General features: G+C 67.4%; 23 protein-coding genes. 12 read left to right on the forward strand and 11 right to left on the reverse strand.

The window, feature by feature from the left end; all coding sequences use genetic code 11:
• Window positions 1-85: 85 nt before the first annotated feature.
• Window positions 86-3562, reverse strand: a complete 3477-nt coding sequence (gene car / locus NA3_RS09440) for a carboxylic acid reductase (protein ID WP_062963185.1) — start codon at window positions 3560-3562, stop codon at window positions 86-88.
• Between the two features lie 272 nt (window positions 3563-3834).
• Here car and NA3_RS09445 point away from each other — a divergent pair, with 272 nt between their 5' ends.
• The 3 genes from NA3_RS09445 (at window position 3835) to NA3_RS09455 (ending at window position 7043) form a co-directional block, all read left to right on the forward strand.
• Window positions 3835-4653, forward strand: a complete 819-nt coding sequence (locus tag NA3_RS09445) for an HPF/RaiA family ribosome-associated protein (protein WP_084491409.1) — start codon at window positions 3835-3837, stop codon at window positions 4651-4653.
• A 30-nt stretch (window positions 4654-4683) separates the two neighbouring features.
• On the forward strand, window positions 4684-5619 hold the full coding sequence (locus NA3_RS09450; protein ID WP_062963186.1) for a universal stress protein: 936 nt from the start codon (window positions 4684-4686) through the stop codon (window positions 5617-5619).
• 227 nt (window positions 5620-5846) lie between these two features.
• Window positions 5847-7043 carry an alpha/beta fold hydrolase gene (locus NA3_RS09455; RefSeq protein WP_062963187.1) on the forward strand — a complete coding sequence of 399 codons (1197 nt, stop codon included), beginning with the start codon at window positions 5847-5849 and terminating at the stop codon, window positions 7041-7043.
• A gap of 256 nt (window positions 7044-7299) precedes the next feature.
• Here NA3_RS09455 and NA3_RS09460 read toward each other — a convergent pair whose 3' ends face one another.
• Window positions 7300-7503, reverse strand: a complete 204-nt coding sequence (locus NA3_RS09460; RefSeq protein WP_062963188.1) for a DUF397 domain-containing protein — start codon at window positions 7501-7503, stop codon at window positions 7300-7302.
• Entirely contained in the window at window positions 7500-8378 is an 879-nt protein-coding gene (locus NA3_RS09465; RefSeq protein ID WP_063917395.1) for a helix-turn-helix domain-containing protein, read from the reverse strand. The genes NA3_RS09460 and NA3_RS09465 overlap by 4 nt, the downstream gene beginning before the upstream one ends.
• Before the next feature lie 195 nt (window positions 8379-8573).
• Between NA3_RS09465 and NA3_RS37615 the strand changes: the two genes are divergently transcribed.
• The 5 genes from NA3_RS37615 to NA3_RS09485 all read left to right on the forward strand — a co-directional run bounded on the left by NA3_RS37615 (window position 8574) and on the right by NA3_RS09485 (window position 11092).
• Window positions 8574-8741, forward strand: a complete 168-nt coding sequence (locus NA3_RS37615) for a hypothetical protein (protein WP_167331926.1) — start codon at window positions 8574-8576, stop codon at window positions 8739-8741.
• Window positions 8742-8746: 5 nt separating this feature from the next.
• Window positions 8747-8926, forward strand: a complete 180-nt coding sequence (locus NA3_RS09470; protein ID WP_062963190.1) for a hypothetical protein — start codon at window positions 8747-8749, stop codon at window positions 8924-8926.
• A complete protein-coding gene (locus tag NA3_RS09475; RefSeq protein ID WP_062963191.1) occupies window positions 8907-9191 on the forward strand; it encodes a hypothetical protein in 285 nt (94 codons plus the stop codon). The genes NA3_RS09470 and NA3_RS09475 overlap by 20 nt, the downstream gene beginning before the upstream one ends.
• Before the next feature lie 201 nt (window positions 9192-9392).
• On the forward strand, window positions 9393-10475 hold the full coding sequence (locus tag NA3_RS09480) for an S-(hydroxymethyl)mycothiol dehydrogenase (protein ID WP_040717875.1): 1083 nt from the start codon (window positions 9393-9395) through the stop codon (window positions 10473-10475).
• Window positions 10472-11092 (forward strand): MBL fold metallo-hydrolase, encoded by a 621-nt coding sequence (locus NA3_RS09485; RefSeq protein WP_227995327.1) that lies wholly within the window; start codon window positions 10472-10474, stop codon window positions 11090-11092. The genes NA3_RS09480 and NA3_RS09485 overlap by 4 nt, the downstream gene beginning before the upstream one ends.
• 23 nt (window positions 11093-11115) lie before the next feature.
• Here NA3_RS09485 and NA3_RS09490 read toward each other — a convergent pair whose 3' ends face one another.
• Window positions 11116-11895 carry a glycoside hydrolase family 19 protein gene (locus NA3_RS09490; protein ID WP_084491410.1) on the reverse strand — a complete coding sequence of 260 codons (780 nt, stop codon included), beginning with the start codon at window positions 11893-11895 and terminating at the stop codon, window positions 11116-11118.
• A 559-nt stretch (window positions 11896-12454) separates the two neighbouring features.
• On the opposite strand from NA3_RS09490, the gene ppnP reads away from it, so the two are divergent.
• Window positions 12455-12766 (forward strand): pyrimidine/purine nucleoside phosphorylase, encoded by a 312-nt coding sequence (ppnP, locus tag NA3_RS09495; RefSeq protein ID WP_062963194.1) that lies wholly within the window; start codon window positions 12455-12457, stop codon window positions 12764-12766.
• Window positions 12767-12894: 128 nt separating this feature from the next.
• Here the strand turns inward: ppnP and NA3_RS09500 are convergent, their stop codons facing one another.
• On the reverse strand, window positions 12895-13770 hold the full coding sequence (locus NA3_RS09500; protein WP_062963195.1) for an NmrA/HSCARG family protein: 876 nt from the start codon (window positions 13768-13770) through the stop codon (window positions 12895-12897).
• A 129-nt stretch (window positions 13771-13899) separates the two neighbouring features.
• Between NA3_RS09500 and NA3_RS09505 the strand changes: the two genes are divergently transcribed.
• A complete protein-coding gene (locus tag NA3_RS09505) occupies window positions 13900-14496 on the forward strand; it encodes a TetR/AcrR family transcriptional regulator (protein ID WP_062963196.1) in 597 nt (198 codons plus the stop codon).
• 8 nt (window positions 14497-14504) lie between these two features.
• Here the strand turns inward: NA3_RS09505 and NA3_RS09510 are convergent, their stop codons facing one another.
• From NA3_RS09510 to NA3_RS09535, 6 genes are all read right to left on the reverse strand, one after another.
• Window positions 14505-15731, reverse strand: a complete 1227-nt coding sequence (locus tag NA3_RS09510; protein ID WP_062963197.1) for a cytochrome P450 — start codon at window positions 15729-15731, stop codon at window positions 14505-14507.
• A gap of 280 nt (window positions 15732-16011) precedes the next feature.
• Window positions 16012-17097: an NAD(P)H-dependent amine dehydrogenase family protein gene (locus tag NA3_RS09515; RefSeq protein ID WP_062963198.1), complete on the reverse strand. Its 1086-nt coding sequence runs from the start codon at window positions 17095-17097 to the stop codon at window positions 16012-16014.
• Window positions 17097-17294, reverse strand: a complete 198-nt coding sequence (locus NA3_RS09520; RefSeq protein ID WP_062963199.1) for a ferredoxin — start codon at window positions 17292-17294, stop codon at window positions 17097-17099. The genes NA3_RS09515 and NA3_RS09520 overlap by 1 nt, the downstream gene beginning before the upstream one ends.
• Window positions 17294-18097: an SDR family oxidoreductase gene (locus NA3_RS09525; RefSeq protein ID WP_062963200.1), complete on the reverse strand. Its 804-nt coding sequence runs from the start codon at window positions 18095-18097 to the stop codon at window positions 17294-17296. The genes NA3_RS09520 and NA3_RS09525 overlap by 1 nt, the downstream gene beginning before the upstream one ends.
• Before the next feature lies 1 nt (window position 18098).
• Complete coding sequence (locus tag NA3_RS09530; protein WP_062963563.1) at window positions 18099-19304, reverse strand: cytochrome P450; 1206 nt, start codon at window positions 19302-19304, stop codon at window positions 18099-18101.
• A gap of 178 nt (window positions 19305-19482) precedes the next feature.
• Entirely contained in the window at window positions 19483-20361 is an 879-nt protein-coding gene (locus NA3_RS09535) for an SDR family NAD(P)-dependent oxidoreductase (RefSeq protein ID WP_062963201.1), read from the reverse strand.
• A gap of 112 nt (window positions 20362-20473) precedes the next feature.
• Here NA3_RS09535 and NA3_RS09540 point away from each other — a divergent pair, with 112 nt between their 5' ends.
• Together NA3_RS09540 and NA3_RS09545 are read left to right on the forward strand one after the other, a co-directional pair.
• Window positions 20474-21946, forward strand: coding sequence for an aldehyde dehydrogenase (locus NA3_RS09540; RefSeq protein WP_062963202.1), 1473 nt, complete (start codon window positions 20474-20476; stop codon window positions 21944-21946).
• A gap of 46 nt (window positions 21947-21992) precedes the next feature.
• The gene (locus tag NA3_RS09545) at window positions 21993-22742 is read left to right on the forward strand and encodes an SDR family oxidoreductase (protein WP_062963203.1); all 750 of its coding nucleotides are present in this window, start codon (window positions 21993-21995) and stop codon (window positions 22740-22742) included.
• Window positions 22743-22765 lie beyond the last annotated feature (23 nt).

Raw genomic sequence — 22765 nt, forward strand, 5'->3', positions numbered from 1 at the left:
TCACCCTCGGCGCCTTCGCCGACCAACGCTGTGGGGCAAAACGGTACGCCCGGCAGACCCCGGCTGTGTCCGGTTTCGGCAATCTTCACAGCAGACCCGCAGCGGTCAGATCCCGGACGTATTTGCCGATCAATGCCCGGCTCAGATGCGGTATGTCGCCGTCGGGACCGGTCCCCGCCGCGCGCACCGCGGCCCGGAACCGCTCGGCCGGCAGCGCCGATCCCGCGATGGCCGGGGCCGGGCGCCGGAAGGCGTGCAGCAGCGGCAGGACCGAATGCCGCCGCTGCCGCTCGGGCAGGGCACGCAGTGCGGTCTCGAAACGCGCCAGCCAGTCGGCGTAGTCGGCGATGCGAGTGATGCGGTGACCGTCGGCGACGAGCCAGTCGACGAAGGTGTCCAGGCCGATGCCGTCGTCGTGCGGGTTGAGCACATCGAAGGTCTCGAATCCGCTGTCGGCGCCGGGACCGAGCGCGGTGATCGAGGCGGCGGTGAAATCCGCGGGCAGTCCGTCGTAGTGACCACGGGCGCGACCCCCGTCGGCGGGAGGGCGGTAGAACGATTCCGGCGCGAGACCGGTGGCGAGCACGCTGAGCAGCAATCGCGTGAACATGTCGGGCAGATTGAACTGCCCGGCGAATTCGCTGTGCGCGAGGATCATGTCCGACCGGAAGACCGCGACCGGCAGCCCGCACAGGTCGTGCGCCTCGCGCAGCAACACCTCACCGGCCCATTTGCTGTTGCCGTACCCGTTGGCGTAGCCGCCGTCGATGACCCGCTCGGGGCTGATCTCGCGAATATCGCCGTTCTCGGTGAAGTGGCCGACCTGGGAGGCCACCGCGACGGTGGACAGATAGGTCACCGGTTTGCGGCGCGCGGTGATCGCGAACCTGACGACCTCGGCCGTGCCGACCACGTTGGGCCCGAACAGCTGGTCGTAGGGCAGCACGTGATTGACCAGCGCCGCCGGGTGCACCACGAGGTCGACGGTGTGGGTGAGTTCGCGCCACCGGTCCTCGTCCAGTCCGAAATTCGGTTCGGCGATATCGCCCGGCAGGACGGTCAGCCGCCGTTCGGCGAGCTCCCGATATCGTTGCAGCAGAGCCGGATCCCCGCTGTCGAACGCCTCGTCCAGGCGGGCCCGCGCGGCGTCGGCGTCACGGCCGCGGATCACACAGATCAGCCTGCCGTCGCGGGCGTCGAGCCGGTGCAGCCATTCCAGGCACAGAAACCGGCCGAGGTAGCCGTTGGCGCCGGTCAGCAGCACCGTGCGCGGCGGGGTCGACACGGACGGCAGAGACTTTGCGGCAGTGAGGGTTTCGTGGTCGATGAACGCGTCGAGGGTCAGATCCGCGGCGCGCACGCGCGTGCCGTGCCCGTGCACGCTGGTCAGCGTGGGGCGGCGTCCGCCCTCGTTCCGTTCGGTGCCGATGTATTCGGCCAAGCGCCGCAACGTATTCGCCGGATGGACGATGGTACCCACCGGCACCTCCACGCCGAACAGTTCGGTCAGCAGATTCGACAGCGACAGCGCCGACAGCGAATCACCACCGAGGTCGGTGAAGTGCGCCTCGGGCCGGACGTCGGTACTCGCGCAGCCCAGCAGGGCCCTCGCGGCCCGGCCCACCGTCTCCAGCACGGGACGATCCGCCGCACCGTGGCGCAGTGCGGCCAGTTCGTCGGCCTGTTCCCGCGACAGTTCGGCGTAGAGCCGCTCCAGGCGCTCGCCGTAGCGCTGCTTCAGCTTGGGCCGCAACAACTTTCCGATTCCCGACAGCAGACCGTTGTCGTGGGTGAACGGCTCGGTCTCGAGCAGGAAGTCGCGCGGGATCTCGTAACTGTCGAGCCCGGCCTCCTTCGCCAGTTCCTGCAGCGATTCGGCCAGTGCCGCACGGGGATCCGGGAGCGCCAGCGCCTCGTCGGTGGGCACGATCACCGCGAGCAGATAGGCGCGTTCGCTGCTGCCGTAGACGAAGATCTGACGGATCAGCGCGCTGGTGGAGAACACCGATTCCAGCTTCGCCACGGTGACGAACTCGCCCTGCGACAGCTTGAGCACATTGTTGCGGCGATCGACGTAGACCAGGTGGTCGGGGCCGAGTTCGGCGACCACGTCGCCGGTGCGGTAGAAGCCGTCCTCGTCGAACATCTCCGCGGTGATCTCGGGGCGTTTGAAGTACCCCGGGAACATGGTGGTGGTCTTGAGCAGCAGTTCACCGCGCGGATGGGGCCGGTCGGTGCCGAAGTAGCCGAGTTCGGGCACGTCGGCGAGCTTGTAGTCCAGCACCGGTGGGCGCCGGATCTTGTTGTCGATGATGATGCTGCCGCCGGCCTCGGTGGAGCCGTATCCGTCGTGCAGGCCGATGCCCAGCACGGATTCCATGAAGGCGCGCATCTCCGGCGCCAGCGGCGCACTGGCACACATCGCGGCGAGGAAGCGGCCACCCAGAAGTCGTTCGCGCAGTTCGGTTTTCACCTCGTCCTCGACGACGCCGCGCTCGCCGCCGGCCGCGACCCGGGCCTCGACCTCGCCCTGATGGTGTTGCAGCAGCATCTCGCAGACGCGCGGCACGAAGACCAGTTCGGTGGGACGGATCAGCTCCAGATCCTCGAACAGCGTCGACATATCGCTGCGCGCGGTGAAGTAGGCGGTGCCGCCGCGGGCGAGCGTGCCGCCCAGTTGCAGACGGCCGGCCACATGACTGAGCGGAAGATAGTTGAGGGTGATCGCGGGTACCGGCGTCTTGCCGGTGTACAACCACATGGCGGCGGCCAAGCGGTCGGTGTACATGGCGCCCTTGGGCGTTCCGGTGCTGCCGGAGGTGTAGATGAGCAGCGACAACGGGTCGTCGCCGGGCGCGCTCGCCAGCGGCACGGCCGGTAGTGCGAAACCACGCTCGACGAGGTCGTGCAGCGATTCGATCGCGATCTCGCGACCGGATTCGGCCACCCGGGTGCGCGCCGCCGCGACCGCCGCGCGTTCGTCATCGTCGCCGGCGCTGTCGAAGACGACCAGGTGCCCGATCGTCACACTCGCCAGCGCGGCCTCGACCGCGGCGCCGAGCAGTTCGGCGCTGCAGGCCAGCACCCGCGCCTCGGTCTCCGCGATGATCGAATTCCATTGCGCGACAGCGGCAGTGGCCTGCAGCGGCACCGCCACGGTGCGGAGCCGCACACCCGCGAGATCGACGGTGAGGTAGTCGGTGCTGACGAATCCGACCGTGCACACGAAATCCCCGGCCCGCACCCCCGCACCCTGCCAGGCACTCGCCAGCGCGCCGGCGCGCGACCACAGCTGCCGATAGGTCAGCGTCTCGAAGCGCGGCAGCAGCCGCCGCACCCGGCGCCCCGAGGCGTCGACGACGATCTCACCGGCGCGCTGCCCGACGGCCGGACGGTCGGCGTACGCGGTCATGACCGTGTCGATCAGTTCGGCCGGCCGCAGTCCGGGACGCGCGAGTGCGGCGGTGACGTCCGCATCCGGCCAGGCGGCGCGCACCTCGTCGTCGGCCATCGCCGCCGCGAGGCGCCGTTTACGCTCGGCCTTCTGCACGTCATCGGGCATGGGTAGGTCTCCCTGGTCGTCAACCGGCGGACAAGTCGTCGCCCACGCGCCACTGTAGCGCGCATCACGGTTAACTTAGCTCCGCTAACTACCCGCTCGTCAAGCGTTTGCGGCAAGAATGCGGTCCGCCCCGGCTGCGCAACGGTGTTCCTGCCGCACGGAACCACTGCGGATTCGGCGCCTGTTCGGCCGCTGAGGAGCGGCCGAACGGCCGCGGTGCGGTGACTTTGTGCTCTCTCGCACCGGCCCGCGCGGATGCGACTGTCCTCCTCATGCAGAACACCGTTTCGCCGGCGGAACCGATCCTCCAGGTCTCCGCCGGCCGCTATGTGTCGGACGCGGGAGCGGAATACGCGCGGGAGAAGATCGGGCGTGCGCTGAGCTACGCGCCGGAACCCGTCCTTTTCGCGCGAGTGCGGCTCGCCGGTCACGGTGACCCCGCCCTCGGCGGATCCGTTGTCGCCCAGGCCAATGTGAATCTCGCCGGTCGCCCGGTGCGGGTACAGGTCACCGGGGCGAGCACCCGCGAAGCGGTGGACCTGCTCCGGGCTCGGCTCGAATCGCGCCTTTCCCGCATGTCGCGGCACTGGGAAGCCGTGCGAGGGGGACGGGGAGCCGGAGCGGTCCACGAGTGGCGGCACGGCGCTGCTCCGAGAAATCGGTTGCCGTACCACCCGCGTCCGGCCGAGGAGCGTCGAGTCATACGGCACAAGTCGTATGCGCTGGCGAACGAGACCGTCGACGAGGCGGCCTTCGATATGGAGCTCATGGACTACGAGTTCCAGCTGTTCACCGAATACGGCAGCCATGTCGACAGCGTCCTGTATCGCGACGGTGCCGCGGGATACCGTCTGGCGCAGGTGGATCCGCGCCCCGATGCGGTGACGCGCGGTTTACCGGCATTGTCCGTCAGCAGCCGGCAGGCGCCGAGACTGGACGTGCCCGAGGCGATCACCCGACTGGAACTGACCGGATGGCCGTTCGTCTTCTTCCGGGACCGGGACCTCGACCGCGGCTGCGTGCTCTATCACCGCTACGACGGGCACTACGGCCTGATCACACCGTCCGACGCCGCAGACCGCACCGAATAGACCCGGCGCACACGGGAAGAGGAGACACCTATGACCGGACCGGATACACCGGCGATCGTGGTCGGCGCCGACGGCTCGGAGATCGCGTTGCAAGCCGTGGTGTGGGCCGCCGTCGAGGCCGCGTTGCAACACTGTGCGCTGCACATCGTCACGTCCTACGGCGTAGCGCCGAATCCGGGCCTGACCGCGGTGCTGGCCGCCGCGGAACAGCAGTGGCTGCGCGCGGACGGGGAACGGGTCCTGGCCGAAGCGGCGGCGGTGGCGCGCCATGCCACACCCGATGCGACGCTGGCGATCAGCACCGAACTGAGTTTCGACATGATCCTCCCCACCCTGCTCGAGCAATCGACGCGGGCGCGGATGGTGGTGGTCGGCAGCCACGGTCGCGGGGCGATCGGGCGGATGGTGCTCGGCTCGGTCAGCACCGCGCTCAGCCGGCACGCGCACTGCCCGGTCGCGGTCGTGCACGGCGATCCGGCCGCCGATGCCGGATGGGCGCGGAAACCGGTCGTGGTCGGAGTGGACGGCACCGCGAACAGTGTCCCGGCCGTCGAGCTCGCCTTCGCCGAGGCGTCCCGGCGCGGGGCCGGGTTGGTCGCTGTCCACGCCTGGAGCGATCGGAGCGGTTACGACCTGCCCGTGGTCGGCTGGGAGGCGATTCGCGAGACCGAGCGGGTTGTGCTGGCCGAGAGACTGGCCGGCTGGGGGGAACGGTTCCCGGAGGTATCGGTCGAGCGAGTCGTGATGTGCGACAGTCCTGTTCGGGCCCTACTGGCCCACTGCGAGGACGCGCAACTGCTGGTGGTCGGCAGCCACGGGCGCGGCGGATTCGCCGGGTCGGTCCTGGGTTCGACCAGTACCGCGCTGCTGCATCTCGCGCAGTGCCCGACGATCGTCGTCCGGGGTGGTGAGGCCGACGCGGCGGTCACCGCACAGGTCACCGCCGGGGCGGAAGGCACCGCATGAGTGCCGGCTCGTACCGCGACGACGAGGGCCCCGGCAGGTGATTCGTCTGCCGAAATTGGTCAGCCCGGCTCCGCTCGAACATTCCGATCGTGCAAACCTCGGCGCGATGTGGCGAATTCCGTCATCGTCGGCGAGGTCTGCACGAAGAGTTCAGCCGGACGCGGGGTCGGCGGGGATCACGGCGTGGCACCATCGTGAACGGCCCGACTATCGCACGGGGGTTGACCATGGATGTGGTGCGAGCGCGGCATATCGCCCGTCCGGACGTGGACCTGTACGGGGAGGAGGCCGGCGAGGGGCCGACGGTTGTCTTGCTGCATGCCGGGGGTGAGCGGCGGCAGGTGTGGGCTCCCGTCGTGGAGCGGCTTGTCGAGGACGGATTGCGGTGTGTCGCTTTCGATCAGCGCGGCCACGGCGACAGCGGTGGGGCACTCAGGAGGCTGGTCGAGTGCGGCGGCGATATCGCCGCGATCGTCGATGCGGAACCCGGATGCGTGCTCGTCGGCGCGTCCCTGGGTGGGCTCGCCGCCGTTGCGGCGCTGGGTGATCCGCGCATCCGGGCGAAGGTCACGGGGCTGGTTCTGGTGGATGTGGTGCCCAATCTCGATGCGGGCCGGGTGCGGCGCTTTCTCGCCGCCGGTGGCCTGTCGAATGTCTACCCGGACTTCATCGATGATGTCTTGGCCCACGTCCCGCGGTTGCGCCAGATCACCGCGCAACTGGATATCCCCATCCTTCTGATCCGTGCCGGGCGGGCCTCATCGCTCACCGACGTCGAGACGGACGGGTTGCTCCAGCTGGCTCCGCACGCCACGGTGACCCGAATTCCGGGCGCCGGGCATCTGGTCGCCCGCGATCAGCCGGAGGCGTTGGCGCGCACGATCGCGGATCTCACCACACCGTGGCCGGCGCGGGCGCTGCTGCGCGAACTCGGCGCGGCCCGGGTGGAGCATCCCGGTGGGGATCTCCTCGATCATCTCGAGCGAGTGCGGCAGCTGGTCGCGGACCTCGGCGGAAGTAACCGGGTTCGGCTGGCCGCGCTCACCCACGCCACCTACGGCACGGACGGCTTCCCACACTCGCTGCTGCCACCCGACCGGCGAGCACGCCTGCGCGCGGCCATCGGTCACGACGCGGAAGCTCTGGTCTACCGCTACGGCGCGTGCGACCGAGCCGAAACCTATCCCCACCTCGGCGCCACCCCGCTTCCGATCACCGACCGCTTCACCGGCGAGGTGGTCGCCGTGGACGGCACCGATCTCGCGGACTTCGCACTCCTCACCATCGCCAACGAACTCGACGTGGTGCGCCATGCCGCGGTAACCACCGAAACCGTTGACGGGATCCGGGCTCTCATCACCGCGTGTGCGGCATACGTTCCCGATGCCGCCGCTCTGGCTCTCGCCGACCGGCATCTCCGCTGAGAACTCGGGGCACGGCGCGAATTGCGTTGTGTCAGAGGAGGGCTGAACTTCCGTGCAAACCTCGGGAAAATGTGCGGGTATCCGTCAGTGCGGGCAGGGTTTGCACGAAAAATTCAGACAGATCACCGTCCGGGCCCCAATCGAACGTCACCCGCCCGGTGCGCCCTCACTCCAAGCGAACGGATATGCGAGAACCCCCGAAGCCCAAGGGAGATAAGGACTTCAGGGGTTCTCGGACCGTAGTCAGCGGATGCGACTATGCCCGATCGAACCGGCCGCGCTGGACGCTGGTTGTGAAGGCGGTCCATTCAGCAGAGGTGAAGATCAGAGCCGGGCCGGTGGGGTTCTTCGAATCACGAACGCCAACACCGTCATTGAGAAACGCCACCTCGACGCACTCCTTGCTCGCCCCCGAGCGGCTTGACTTGAACCACTTCGCCCCGGACAGGTCGTTGCTCACTGCATGCGCTCCTTGATCAGTGCTAACGATTCACCTTCAGTCAACGCTACACGAGCTATCTCGCGGAGGGCTCGCGAATATTTCCGCAGCTCAGCCTCACGTTCCAGGTAAAGATCCCCTGCCCATCCCTCGACGTAGATGATCGGCGGTTGCGGAAGCCCCGAAAGCAGGTCCGGGAATTCCAACAGCATGAACGAACCGACGTACGCGCCGAGGTGGCTGGACGCGCCGAACGGGACTACCCGTATGCACACGTTCGGCAGCTCGGACAGCAACGCCAGCTGCTCCAATTGCTCCGCGTATACCGCCGAGCCACCGACCTGCTCGAGCAGCACGGCCTCGTAAAGCAGTGCCGTCAACTGAAGATTGGGATCATTCAACCGCGCTTGGCGGCGCGTCTGCCATTCGATTCGTCGCTCCAACTGATCACTGGACATGTCCGGTCGTTCTGCCCATCCCATTGCCCGGCGGTACGCAGGCGTTTGCAGGAGTCCGGGCACGATGGTCGTTTTCCAGACCGTCAGACTGCTTGCAGCATCTTCCAACGCCAAGTAGTGGTTGAACCCGCTGTCCTGCGCGTCCGCATACGCCCTCCACCAGCTGGCCGTCACCTTCCCCTCCCGCGACGCGCGTATCTCCTTCACCAGATCCAGGCAGATCCGCCGCTCCTCATCGCTCGCCCCGTAGCTGTCGCACAGTGCGTTCACCTGGAGGCTCGTGATTCTCGTCGTCTGGCCTTCCTCGATGCGGCCGATGGTCTGATGCGACGTTTCCGCGATGCGCGCGGCCTGGGATTGGCCCATTCCCTTGTTGTTTCGCAGCCGCCGCAGTTCGCGCCCCAATGCTCGTTGCGCGAGTGTGCTCCCTGACCCCATGTTGTTAGCTCCCCTATCGATTGTGTCCCGGTTTTCTGGACAGGTCCCCACTGGACAGGTTGCTGGTAGACGAGTTCAAACAATCGGTACGGCAACGGATATCCGAAATCCCCACCATTCGACTACAACTCGCGGCCGAGTCGATGCAACCTCAACGCCGACAACCACTTTCACATCGCAGGGGAAGTATCCACCATGGGACTGCTCAACCACGATCGAATGCCGATCATGACCGTCTCCTACGCGCATATCATCATGCAATTGCACATCGACTGCGCTTTGTGCGTGTGCCCGGTGAAACAGCAGGCGAAGCAGCGGCTCATCGAGGCGAAACACCTGGTGCCGGACTCGGGACGGGAGTGAGGCCGATGTTCTGGGAATTCGTTCTGCTGATCAGTATTCCGCTTGCCGTCATTCTGCTCGCGGTGTTCTGGCCCGAGCAGATCTCCAAGTCCGAATCGCGCGATTCCGTGCGCGCGATCATCGACCGCATCGCGCGCGAAAACCGCTCCGGAGAGGCGAAATACCGTGACCGATACCGCGAATAGCGGCCACTTCCGGACGGCAGTCGGGCCGTCGTCGGCGTGGTGGCGGGTCGCCGGCCGCGAGCGGGTCGAGATCACTCATCTCACCGATCGCGAAAAGGCCATCAATACCGAATCTTTCGTGAATTTCCGGGTGACCCGGTACTCGTGCCACGGCGTGGTCTTCATCGACACACCGAGTTTGGCGCAAGCACATTCCCTTCTTCCGCACTACCACGCACTGTGGTGCGCGGTGAGCGAGGAGTTCCGTCGCCGGTTCGCCTCCTGACCGTCGGGCGCCCCGCCGCAGGCCCGGGCAGCGCGCCGATAACTCCGCCCGGCAGTGGTGATGAAAATGGTTTCCACCAGCACACGAGGGTCACGACAACGGAAACCGAACTATCGTCTGGACACCTGTCCGAGTCGATGGTTGCGGGCATACACTGACCCGTAAGGTGAACCGGCACCCTCGACGCGTAAAGGAGATTCCATGTCCCAGAAGGTTCGCGGCGTCATCGCCCGCAGTGTGGGCGCCCCGGTCGAGATCGTCGATATCGTCATCCCCGATCCGGGTCCGCACGACGTGGTGGTGCGGGTGCGGGCCTGCGGGGTGTGCCATACCGATCTGACCTACCGCGAGGGCGGCATCAACGACGAATTCCCCTTCCTGCTCGGCCACGAGGCGGCCGGCGTGGTGGAAACCGTCGGCGATGCCGTCACCCACGTCCAGCCCGGCGATCACGTGGTACTGAACTGGCGCGCGGTGTGCGGCCAGTGCCGCGCCTGCAAACGCGGCAAGCCCTGGTACTGCTTCGACACCCACAACGCGAGCAAGCCCATGACGCTGGCCGACGGCACCGAGCTGACCCCGGCCCTGGGCATCGGCGCCTTCGCCGACAAGACCCTGGTCCACGAGGGACAGTGCACCGTGATCGACCCGGAGACCGATCCCGCCGTGGCCGGGCTACTCGGCTGCGGTGTGATGGCCGGATTGGGCGCGGCGATCAACACCGGCGGCGTGAGCTACGGCGATTCGGTCGCGGTCATCGGCTGCGGCGGCGTCGGTGACGCGGCGATCGCGGGGGCCCGGCTGGCGGGCGCCACCACCATCATCGCGATCGACCGCGATCCGCGAAAACTGGAGTGGGCCAAGGAACTCGGCGCCACCCACACCCTCGAAGCCGGTGACGACGTGGTCGAGCGGGTGCAGGAATTGACCGGTGGTTTCGGCGCCGACGTGGTGATCGACGCGGTCGGGCGGCCGGAAACCTGGAAGCAGGCCTTCTACGCGCGCGATCTGGCCGGCACGGTGGTGCTGGTCGGCGTGCCGACGCCGGATATGACACTGGAGATGCCGCTCATCGACTTCTTCTCGCACGGCGGCTCGCTGAAATCCTCCTGGTACGGCGACTGCCTGCCGGAACGCGACTTCCCGATGCTGCTCGACCTCTACCGCCAGGGACGGTTGCCGCTGGAACGCTTCGTCAGCGAACGCGTGGCCCTCGACCAGGTCGAGCAGGCCTTCACCACCATGCACCACGGCGATGTGCTGCGATCGGTGGTGACGCTGTGAAGATCGACCGCGTCGTCACCTCCGGAAAGTTCGAATTGGACGGCGGCAGTTGGGATGTCGACAACAACGTCTGGGTCGTCGGCGACGACCGCGAGGCCGTCGTCATCGACGCCGCCCATCAGGCCGAGCCGATCATCGCGGCCGTCGGCGATCGCACGGTGCGCGCGATCCTCTGCACCCACGCCCACAACGACCACATCAACGTGGCCACCGAACTGGCCGCGGCGCTGCAGGCCCCGATCCGGCTGCATCCGGCCGACGAGGTGCTGTGGAGTGCGCTCTACCCCGACACCCGCTACGAGCCGCTGCACGATCGGGAGCGAATTCCTGTGGCGGACAGCGAGATCGAGGTCCTGCACACACCGGGCCACTCCCCCGGCGCGGTGAGCCTGTACCTGGCCTCGGAGAAGACCGTCTTCACCGGCGACACCCTGTTCCAGGGCGGTCCCGGCGCCACCGGCCGCTCGTTCTCGAGCTTCCCGACGATCATCGAATCCATCCGCACCCGCCTGCTGCATCTACCCGCGGACACCACCGTCCTGACCGGGCACGGCGACTCCACCACCATCGGCGCCGAGGCGCCCCACCTACCGGAGTGGATCAAACGCGGGCACTGACGGTGAAGGCGCCACCTGGGGGCCTACGGGCACCTCAGCACCTGGCAGACCTGGATGAAGTGATCGCGACGGACGTCTCTGCCGTTCGAACCACCGTTGATGATCTGCGACACCGGGTCGATGCTCGCCGGGTTCTGGGGGTGGGCGTTGTCCGCCACGGCGTTGAGGTTGTGGGTGGTCCAGTACCACGCGGCCGTGGCGAACGCGTACTGCGGATCGGCGACCAGCTCCGGGTGGTTGACGAAGTCGACGCCCAGCGCCTGGCTCGCGAGTTCGTAATTGTGCCGGCCGGTGAGCTGGAGGGCACCGCGCCCCTTGTATCTGGGTCCGTCACCGGGCTCGGTGTTGCCGAGATCCGCTCGCCCGTCGTAGGCGCTGCCGTCGCTGTATTCGGTCAAGGTGGCGAAACCGTCCGTTTCCTGACCGATCTGCGCGAGGAAAGCGGCAGCACGCTGCGGTGTGTCGTCGATACCCGCCGCCGCCATCGCATTGTTGATCTGCGGCAGCCAGGCGCTGACATGCGCTTGATCGGCGCCGGGCAACACCGCCGGTGCGGCAACGGGCTGGGGCGCCGGAGCGGCAGCGGGCTGGGGCGCCGGCGCGGGCGCGGGAGCTGCGCCGGCCGGGCTCGCCGGGACAACGGGGGTCGACAACGCGTGCAGCGCGACCGCGTCCGGTTTGGCCGACTCGCTGACGCCGGCGGCGGTGGTGATGGCAGCGACCGCGGCGGCGGCCGCTGCCACGGCACCGGCGGTACGAACGAGTGATGTCACCGACGTGCGGCGCGCGGGTTTCGAAGACATGTGATGTGTGATTCCTTGTTCTTGACCGTTCGGCCGGGCTCGGGCATGCGGCGGGCAGCGCGCGACCAGACGGGATCGCGACGAACTCGCCTCTGCACGAGGTGCTGTGGGGATGACTTGATCTGGAACGGCCGAACTACCGCAGGCGCCGCGATGTGCCGCGCCTCGACATATGTCAGGCGTACGTCCTGCCGCTTTCGGTCCGCCGGCGGAGTTTCACTCCGGCGGCGTGGCCGAGTATGAGGAGGGTTTCAGTTGGGAGACACGAATGCGCGATTCGCATTACATAACCGACTCGGGCGAGCCGGTTATATCTCAAGACGATAACGCTCGCGCATCATGGGTGCAACGAACATACATTCGATCAAGGGTGTCCGACCACGTAATTTCCCACGTACGACCGGGCGATCCTCGCTAAACTGTGTGTTGGGACACAGTTATGGTTTCTGTATGCCGGATCACGCTCAGATCACGGGACCCGCGTCCCGAGCCTCCCGCACAGAGCGCGGAGGTGGCGACAGTAGGCTGACTTCTCCACCTCATCTCCGGGAAAGAGACCATGTCGCAGTTCGAGAACGTCAGCGTGGCCACCAAGGCCAATGTGTACTTCGACGGCACATGCGTGAGCTACAGCCTCACGCTGCCCGACGGCACCAAGAAGTCGGTCGGCGTGATCCAGCCCGCGACCTTGACCTTCAGCACCGGCGCCCCGGAGATCATGGAGCTCGTGGAGGGCGAGTGCGCCGTGACGCTGCCCGGCGAGACCGAGCCGACGACCTACCGCGGCGGCGAATCGTTCTCCGTGCCCGGCGACAGCTCGTTCGACATCGAGGTTGTACAGACGCTGCACTACGTGTGCCACTACGGCTGAACCGCAGGTCGGACCTGGCCCGGATGCCGGTTGGGCCGGGCGAACCGATGAAACGACCCGAGGGCCGCACGAGCGATCGTGCGGCCCTCGCGGCATCGAGCTGCGCGACGGGCGCCACCCGGCGATGATCACGCCCGGGTGTCGAGCACCGAGCGGATCAGCTTCGCTCCTTTCGCCTCGAGCCAGCCCCGGAAGGTCGTCAATCCCGGGTGCAGGGCACGCAGCTCCTCGACGTCGACGTCGGGGATGCTGCCGTCACCGCTGTTGAGCAGCTCGTAGCCGCGAGCGAAGCGTTCGTTGACGCGGCGCAGTTCCTCGATCGGACGCTGGATGTAGGGGACGGTGCGCCCGACGGCCGCGCTGACCTGCGCGGCGACCTCGGGCGGCGTCAGCACGTCGCCGACGAGTTCCAGCGTCCGGCCGCGATAGTCGTCCGGATTCCGCAGCGCGAGTGCGGCGAACGCGCCGATATCGTCGAGCGCGATGAATTGCTGACGCACGTGGGCAGCGGCGGCGGTGCGGAGCGCGCCGTCGCGGATCCCGACCGTGTCGGACTGCGTGATCAGGTTCTCCATGAAGGAACTCGGACGCAGCACCGTCGCCGAGAGACCCGACGCGGCGATGTACCGCTCGATTTCCCATTTGGCCGGCTGGCCGCCTCGGTCGGCGCCGAGGCCCGAGCTGTACACCAGATGCGCCACACCGTATTTCACCGCCGCGTCGGCGACGGCCTTGCCGGCCTTCACCTCGTCCTGTTCCGGTGCCAGCGGCCCGGGATGCACGCTGTACACGCCGTAGGCGCCGTCGACGCAGCGGTCGATCGTCGCGAGGTCTTCCAGCGAGCCCGCGATCACCTGCGCGCCCGCCTGCGCAAGGCTCCGCGCCCTGTCGCTGTCCGGGCGGCGAGTCAACACCCGCACCCGCCAGCCGTCGGCGAGCAGCCGGTCGGCGACCGCCCCGCCTTGCTGGCCGGTCGCGCCGATGACGAAAACAACCTGGTCCATGTGCCCTCCGTAGGCGGATCGTCGGATCTACCGCGCCACCACGCCGCAGTAAACGGAGACCTCTCTCCGCTTTCATCACTATACGGAGAGCTGTCTCCGTTTCACAATGGCGGCCGCTACGATCGAGCGATGGGTAACGACGCGGGGCAGGGTGCCAAGCCACTGCGGGCGGACGCGCGCCGCAACCGGGACCAGGTACTGGCCGTGGCTCGGGAGATGCTCTCGGTGGACGGCTCGGCGGCATCCTTCGACGAGATCGCGCGCCGAGCGGGTGTCGGTGTCGGCACCGTGTACCGGCATTTCCCCACCCGTGCCGCCCTCTTCGAGGCGGTGGTCGTCGGTCGGGTGGAGCAGTTCACCGAGCGAGCACGCGGGCTCGCGGGCGCCGACTCCGCGCCGGAGGACGCGTTCTTCGACTACTTCACCCACCTCGTCGGCGAGGTCGCTCTCAATCAGGCCCTGTGCGAAGCTCTGGACGACGGCGACACGGCCGTCGCGATCCCCGACCGGCTCCGGCACGATTTCATCCGATCGTTCGACACTCTGCTCTCCCGGGCGAAAGCGGCAGGGGCCGTGCGACCCGATATCGATGTCGCCGACGTGCTCGACCTGGTCATCGGCGCGGCGACGGTCGAACGCCGCGCCCGGGCGCGCGACGCACCGAACCCTCTGATCGCCGTCGTGCTCGACGGTCTTCGTGGGCCAACCCACCGAACACCGGCGTGAAGGCTGGTCTAGGAGTATTCGACCTGCCAGTGCTTGATGCCGTTGATCCATCCCGAGCGCAGGCGCTGCGGGTCGGAGATCTGGTGCAGGCCGGGCATGACATCGGCGATGGCGTTGAACATCAGGTCGATTTCCAGGCGGGCGAGGTTGGCGCCGACGCAGAAGTGGGCGCCGGTGCCGCCGAAGGCCAGATGCGGGTTGGGGTCGCGCAGCACGTCGAAATCGAAGGGGTTGTCGAAGGCGTCCTCGTCGAAATTGGCCGAACTGTAGAACAATCCGACCCGCTCACCGGCCTTGATCAGCTGCCCGCCCAATTCCACGTCCTCGGTCGCGGTGCGCTGGAACGCGGTGACCGGCGTGGCCCAGCGCACGATTTCATCGACTGCGGTGCGGGGGCGCTGCTGCCGGTACAGCTCCCACTGGTCCGGATGATCGACGAAAGCCTTCATCCCGTGCGTGATCGCATTACGGGTGGTCTCGTTGCCGGCGACCGCGAGCAGAATGACGAAGAATCCGAATTCGTCCGACCCCAATGCCTCGCCGTCGATATCGGCGCTGACCAGTTGGCTGACGATATCGCCCGCCGGTTCCGTCCGGCGCGCCTCGGCCATATTCCACGCGTAGCCCAGAATTTCGGCCGAGGCGACCGCGGAATCGCCGTACTCGGGATCGTCGTAATTGAGCATCTGATTCGACCAGTCGAACAGTTTGTGACGGTCGTCCTGCGGGACACCCAGTAGTTCGGCGATGGCCTGCAGCGGCAATTCACACGCGACCTGTTCGACGAAATCGCCGCCGCCGGATTCCTTGGCGGCGCGCACGATTCGCTCGGCCCGCTCGGCCAGCGCGGCACGCAGGCTCTCCACCGCACGCGGGGTGAAACCCTTCGAGACGATGCGGCGGATCTTGGTGTGCTTGGGCGGATCCATGTTCACCAGCAGCGCACTGGTCGCCGACAACTGCTCGGGGGTGGCGAATCCGGGCAACCGGATGATGGAGCCCTTCTTCTCCGAGGAGAAGACGTCCGAGCGGCGGGAGATCTCCTTGATGTCCTCATGGCGGCTCACCACCCAGTAGCCGCCGTCCTCGAAGGGGTAGGCCTGCTCCTCGTTCTGGGCGTTCCACCAGACCGGCGCGGTGCGCCGCAATTCCGCGAATTCGGAGACCGGACTTCTCTCGGCCCACAGTCCCGGGTCGGTGAAATCGAATCCGGCCGGTATCGACGGAGCAGCCACAGTTCCTCCTCGTGTCCGCTGCACTGCGAATCATGGATAGTTCAGAAACGTGTTCTCCCTTGATTAGAACACGTTGCAATGCAACGGGAAAGAGCTGCGGCCTCGCGCATTCCGGAAAAACACAAGTTATGACAAAACTATTTCGGGCATGCGGAATACAGCCCGATCGACGGGATTTTCCGCTCGTCCGGACGCGTATCGCCGATGTTATTCGTCTGTTTCGGCCTGTTCGGTCGCCGAAAATCCGAGGGGCATCCGGAAATTCAACGGCGGCGTTCGTTCATCCGCTCACCTCGGTTCTCCGGCTCCGATGCAGATTCGGCGCGGCCCGCCCGGCCGGCAGCGGCAGATCGAGATAGGTCCGCACGCCCGGTTCGGCCGCGACGACATATGGGATGGCGTTCACACAGTTGCGCGCCGTGGCGACGATCGAGGGATTGCGCCGGGCGCCCTCGTCCGGATCGTGGGCGTGCAGCCCGGACAGGGTCAGCACACAGCCGGGGTCGCCGCGCACCTCGACCTCGAATCGCTGCCCGTTCGGCCCGAAACTCCACGCCGGGTCGAAATTCCGCTCACCCATGAACCAGTTGACCGCCGCCGTGACCACCGGTTCGCCGTCGACCGTGCCCTCCCATCGGAAGCGCTGAGCCGCAACCTGTCCCGGCTCGATGACGCCGATCGGTGAGTCGATCGGCGCGGTGGCGACCGCGATGTCGTGGGTGGTGCGGATATCGGGATCCAGATCGAAGCCCAGTTCGTCGGCGAGCATCCACACCGACTGGCTGTAGCCGCCGGCCAGCATCGCCGCGACGGTGCTTTCCGCGGCCTTTTCCGGATCGGCGCCGAACATCATCCAGTGCCGCACCACATCCGGGGCGCCGTAGGTGCGGATATCGGAGAATTCCTCGGCGCGGACGCCGGTCACCGAACCCGACAACGCCGAGACCACCAGCGGCAACCGTTCGGTGAGACCGCCGGGGTGAATTCCGGTGCCGTGCAACGTGACTCCACCCTCGGCGCAGACCGCGTCGAACTTCTCGCGGTCGCGCTGCCGGGGGTAGAACCAGCCCAGCGGGGTCACGACGTTCTTGCCCGAACGCAGGATCGCCCGCAGCACCGAGGTGTCGGCGAAGACCGGGCTGTAGACGACACAGTCGGCCCCGAGGGCCAGCAGCGCCTCGGCATCGGTGGTGGCCGTGACGCCGATCGGGTCGCGCCCCACGAGGGTGCCGAGGTCGACGCCGTCCTTGTCGGGGCTGTGCACCCATGCGCCCGCGAGTTCGAGTTCCGGATGATCGAGGATCCCCTCGATCGCCGCGCGCCCGACGCCGCCGGTCGCCCACTGGATCACCCTGATCGCGCCCACTACTGATCCCGCACGATCGACAGTGCCTGGGTCGGGCAGTACCGCACCGCGTTCTCGACGTCGGCGCGATCGGCCTCGTCCACCTCCGGGCGCTGGATTTCGACCTTGCCGTGTTTGGGCACGTCGAAGTAGTCCGGCGCCTCGGCCTGGCACATCGCGTGGCCCTGACACAGGTCCAGATCCACCTCGATACGCATCAGCTCTGCTCCTGCTCCGGTGAATTCGGTTCGCGCAGCGGGGCTTCCGGTTGCACCTCGACCAGCACCAGATGCGCACCGCGCGGTGTGGTGACCACCGCCGCGATCGCGGCGGCGAGATCGGAGGCGCGCAGGAAGAAGGGGTGGCGGGCGAAGCCCCATTTCACCCAGTCGTCGAGCAGCGGGCCGACCTGTTCGGGCGCGGCGTTCATCCCCATTCCGGTCTGGGTCGCGCCCGGCCGCACGATCGAGGCGCGAACACCGGTGCCCTCCAACTCCATCCGCAGCTGCCGCGCCATCGCCTCGAGTCCGGTCTTGGCGGCGTTGTATGCGCCGTTGCGTGGGCGGACCTGGTCGGCGCAGTCGGAGCCGATGAAGACGAAATCGCCGCGGCGCCGGGAGATCATGCCGGGCAGGATGCGGTGGGCCAGCCGCTGCGCACCCACCAGATGAACGTCGACCTGTTTCAGGAAGGTCTGCGGGTCCATCTCGTAGGCCAGGCCGAATTCGATGTCCCCGGCGCCGGATACCGCGACCTCGATCGGCCCGAGCGCCTCCTCGGCGGCGGTGACGAAGGCGTCGACCGACGCGTCGTCGGTGACATCGAGCGAGCCCGCGAAGGCCGTGCCGCCGTTGGCGGTGATCTTGTCGGCCAGTTCACGGCACGTTTCCACCCGGCGCGCTCCGAGCGCCACCGGGAATCCGGCCTCGGCCAGCATGATCGCGGTCGCGGCGCCGATTCCCGACGACGCCCCCGCGATCAGAACCGGTCGCACATCCGGATGCGGATCGAAACGCGGCATATTACGAAACCTCCACGGTGACAGGGAGTTTCGCGAACCCCCGGACGTTGGTCGAATGCACCCGCTCCATGGCGGACTCGTCGACCGAGTACTCCCGGACGCGGGAGGCGAACTCGCGCAACGCCACCACGGTTTCCAACCGGGCCAGATGCGCGCCCAGGCAGAAGTGCACGCCGCCACCGAAGCTGGCCAGCGCGCTCTTGTCGGTGCGTTCGATGTCGTAGCGATCTCCGTCGGTGAAGACCGCGTCGTCGCGATTGGCGGAACCGATGAGCAGCACCACCTTCGAACCGGCGGGAATCACCCCGTGTTCGAACGGCACGTCGACGACCGAGGAGCGGGCCACCATCTGGCTCGAATTGTCGTAGCGCAGCGTCTCCTCGACCCAATCCGGCACCAGGTCGCCGTCGGCGACGACCTTGGCGAACTGTTCGGGATTGCGGCCGGCCCAGTACAGCGCGTTGCCGAGCAGTTTGGTGGTGGTCTCGTTTCCGGCCACGACCATGAGGAACATGAAACCGATGATCTCGTCGTCGGTGAGTTTGTCACCGTCGATCTCCGCGTCGAGCAGTGCCGAGGTCAGGTCCTCGGTGCGGCTGCGGCGGCGCTGGGCGACCATGTCGGAGTAGTAGACGACCAGATTCAGCGAGGCCTCGATGGCCGCCTCCGGCACGTCGAGCACGCCCTCCTCGCGATGCACCACCAGGTCGGCCATCCGCCGGATCTCGGCGCGATCGGGTTCGGGCACGCCCATCATGTCGGAGATGACGTCCATGGGCAGTTTGCCCGCGAAATCCTCGATCCAGTCGAAGCTGCCGCGCTCGAGCGCCGGCTCGAGGTGTTGCAGCGTCAGTTCCCGGATCCGCTCACCCATGCCGGCGATCCGGCGCGGAGTGAAGCCCTTGTTGACCAGCTGGCGCATGCGCAGGTGGCGCGGATCGTCCATGGCGAGGAACGACATGGTCTTGTGCGCGTGCGGGCCCCACGCGGCCGGATCCAGCGAGACGCCGTTGGCGCTGGACAGACGGGCGGCGTCGCGGAATGCGGCGGTCACGTCGGCGTGGCGCGACAGCGCCCAGAAGTCCAGGTCCGGGTTGTAATACAGCGGCGCCTCCGTGCGCAGCCGCCGATAGACCGGATACGGATCCTCGTGGAACTGGTAGTCGTAGGGATCGAATACGACCGGTTGCGCAGATGCCACAGTCATCACACCCACCTCTCGAAATATAACGCGTTCACATCGAGCCTCATCCGCACACCGCCAACCGAGACACAGGACTGGACATGTGTCTGGACGCTACCACCGGACCGGAATCCGGACAATGGGCGAGCGGCTTCCGCACTGGTACCCACGGTGACCGGACAGGCCGGCGCCGCCATTCCCCTCACGCCCCGTCGCCGAGGAGAGGCCGCAACTCGGCCACCGACCACGGCGGAGTATCGACATGGTCGCGATAGCCGATCGACTCGAGTTTCGGCCGCGCGAAGCGACCGACGAAACCGCCTGCGGCAACGAAGATCTGGCCCGTCGCGGTAGCGAGGTCGGAGGCGAGATAGACATACAGCGCGGCGGCGTAATCCGGCGGCGGGGCGTCCAGTGACGACTGTGCGGTGAACTCGTCGAGCAGGCCGCGCTCGCGCAACTCGGCGATCTTCGCCTCGTATTCCGGGCCGGTGGACAAGCGCGTCCTGGCCCCGGGACAGATCGCGTTCACCCGGATTCCGTGCTCTTTCAGTTCCGCGGCCATGGCCAGCGTCAGGCTCGCGACCGCGCCTTTTCCGGCCGGATAGCCGGTGCCCCCGTAGTCGCCGAGGTAGGCGAACGAGCCGGTGTTGACGATCGATCCGGCGCCGCGGGCCACCATCAGTGGCGCCACCGCGCGGCAGGTGTTGAACACCGTGGTCAGGTGGGAGTCCAGCTGGGCTCGCCAGTCCACCGTGGAGATGTCGAGGATCGAGGAGTGCGCGGGTTCGGCGATCCCGGCACAGTTGACGAGAACATCGACGGCGCCGAAACTTTCGACGCACCCGCCCACCAGTGCGTCCGCGATCGCTTCGTCCGCGGCCGAGCCCGCGACCCCGACGGCGCGACCGCCCGCCGCGCGAATCTCGTCCACCACCGCGTCCACCGCCGCCCCACTCCGGGAATTGACCACCACGCCCGCGCCCTGTCGCGCCAGTTCGACGGCGACGGCCCGGCCGATACCGTTGCCGCCGCCCACCACGATCGCCGCCTTACCGGCCACCGCCGCCTCTCCGGTCATCGCCGGCACCCGCCTCTCACGATTCGATCACTCTGCAACACGTTCTTGTATTCACAGCTCCGTCCAAACTATATTCCGTACAGGTGTCCAGACAGCCCTATCGGAGAGGCGAATGACGAAACTGCTCCCCCCTGGCGAGGGATCCCGGCTTCTGATCGACGGCAAACTGGTCGCCGGCGGCGCGGGGGTGTTCGCGACGGTCGATCCGGCGACCGAGGAAGTTCTCGGCCAGGCCGCCAATGCCGACGCCGCCGATATGGACGCGGCCATCGCCGCCGCCCGCGCGGCGTTCGACAACACCGAGTGGTCACGCGATCACGCGTTCCGCGCGCGCTGCCTGCGGCAACTGCGCGACGCGCTGCGCGACAACATCGAGGAACTGCGCGAGATCACCATCGCCGAGGTGGGTGCCCCGCGCATGCTGACCAGCGGCCCCCAACTGGAGGGCCCGATCGGCGACCTCGGCTACTTCGCCGATCTGGCCGAAAGTTACGAGTGGGTCAGCGATCTCGGCGTCGCGAAGCCGATGGGAATCCCGACGGCGCGCACGCTGCGCCGGGAGGCGATCGGCGTGGTCGGCGCGATCACGCCGTGGAATTTCCCGCATCAGATCAACTTCGCCAAAATCGGGCCGGCGCTGGCGGCCGGGTGCACCGTGGTGCTCAAACCGGCTCCCGACACCCCGTGGGTCGCCGCACTGGTCGGCACGGTGATCGCCGAACAGACCGACATCCCGGCCGGCGTGATCAATATCGTCACCTCCGACGACCACCAGCTGGGCGCCCAGTTGGTCACCGATCCCCGGGTGGACATGATCTCGTTCACCGGATCGACGCAGACGGGCCGGACCATCATGGCCGGGGCGGCGCAGAGCCTCAAGAAGGTCTTCCTCGAACTCGGCGGCAAGTCGGCCTTCATCGTCCTGGACGACACCGATGTGGCCGCCGCGGCGAGCTACGCGGGCTTCACCGTCTGCGTCCACGCCGGCCAGGGCTGCGCGCTCACCACGCGCCTGCTGGTCCCGCGCGAGCACTACGAGACGGCGGTCGCCGCGGCGGCCAAGTCGATGGGCGGCATCGTCCCGGGTGATCCGAACGAGCCGGGTACCGTCTGCGGGCCGGTCATCTCGGCACGGCAGCGTGACCGCGTGCAGCGCTACATCGATATCGCACGCGCCGAGGGCGGCACCATCGTCACCGGTGGCGGCCGTCCCGATCGCGAGCGCGGGTACTTCATCGAACCCACCCTGATCAGCGGGGTGTCCAACACCTCGACCGTGGCCCAGGAGGAGATCTTCGGCCCGGTGCTCGTGGTGATCCCGCACGACGGCGACGACGACGCCATCCGGCTGGCCAACGAATCGCCGTACGGGCTCTCGGGCGAGGTGTGGGGCACCGACCAGGCGCGAATCGACCACGTGGTCGCCGGCGTCCGGACCGGAACCTTGGGTGTCAACGGCGGCATCTGGTACAGCGCCGACGCCCCGTTCGGCGGCTACAAGCAGTCCGGCATCGGCCGCGAACTCGGTGTGGCCGGATTCGAGGAGTACCTCGAAACCAAGCTGATCGCCACCGCGCAGAAATAGACAGCACGCGACCTCGTCGCGAATTACCGACAGGAGAAGACAACTCATGGCTCGTTTCACCGATCGCGTCGCGATCGTCACCGGCGCGGCGCAGGGCATCGGCGCCGAATACGCGAAGGCACTGGCCGGCGAGGGCGCCACCGTCGTAGTCGCGGATCTCAACGCGGACAAGGGAAAGCAGGTCGCCGAGGAGATCGTCAGCGGCGGCGGCACCGCGGTCTTCCATCCCGTCGACGTCTCCGATCCGGAATCGGTCACCACCCTGGCCGACTACACGCAGAACGAGTTCGGCGCGATCAACCATCTGGTCAACAACGCCGCCATCTACGGCGGGATGAAGCTGGACCTGCTACTCACGGTGCCGTGGGACTACTACAAGAAGTTCATGAGCGTGAATCTCGACGGCGCGCTGAACATGACCCGCGCGGTGTGGCCGCACATGTCGAAGGGCGGCGGCGGGTCCATCGTGAACCAGTCCTCCACCGCCGCATGGGTGTATTCGAACTTCTACGGCCTCGCCAAGGCCGGGGTCAACAGCCTCACCCAGCAGCTGGCGGTCGAACTCGGCGGATCGAACATCCGGATCAACGCCATCGCGCCGGGACCGATCGACACCGAGGCGACGCAGACCGTCACCCCGGGCTCGATCGTGAAGGATATGGTGAATCGCCTGCCGCTCAAGCGAATCGGCACCCCACAGGATCTGGTGGGCGCCTGCCTGTATCTGCTGTCCGACGACGCGGCGTGGGTCACCGGGCACATCCTCAACGTGGACGGCGGGCAGATCATCCGGTAGCAGCCCGGCAGAATGTCATTTCG

Source organism: Nocardia africana NBRC 100379, from assembly GCF_001612635.1.
In the GTDB taxonomy this organism is placed as follows: domain Bacteria; phylum Actinomycetota; class Actinomycetes; order Mycobacteriales; family Mycobacteriaceae; genus Nocardia; species Nocardia africana.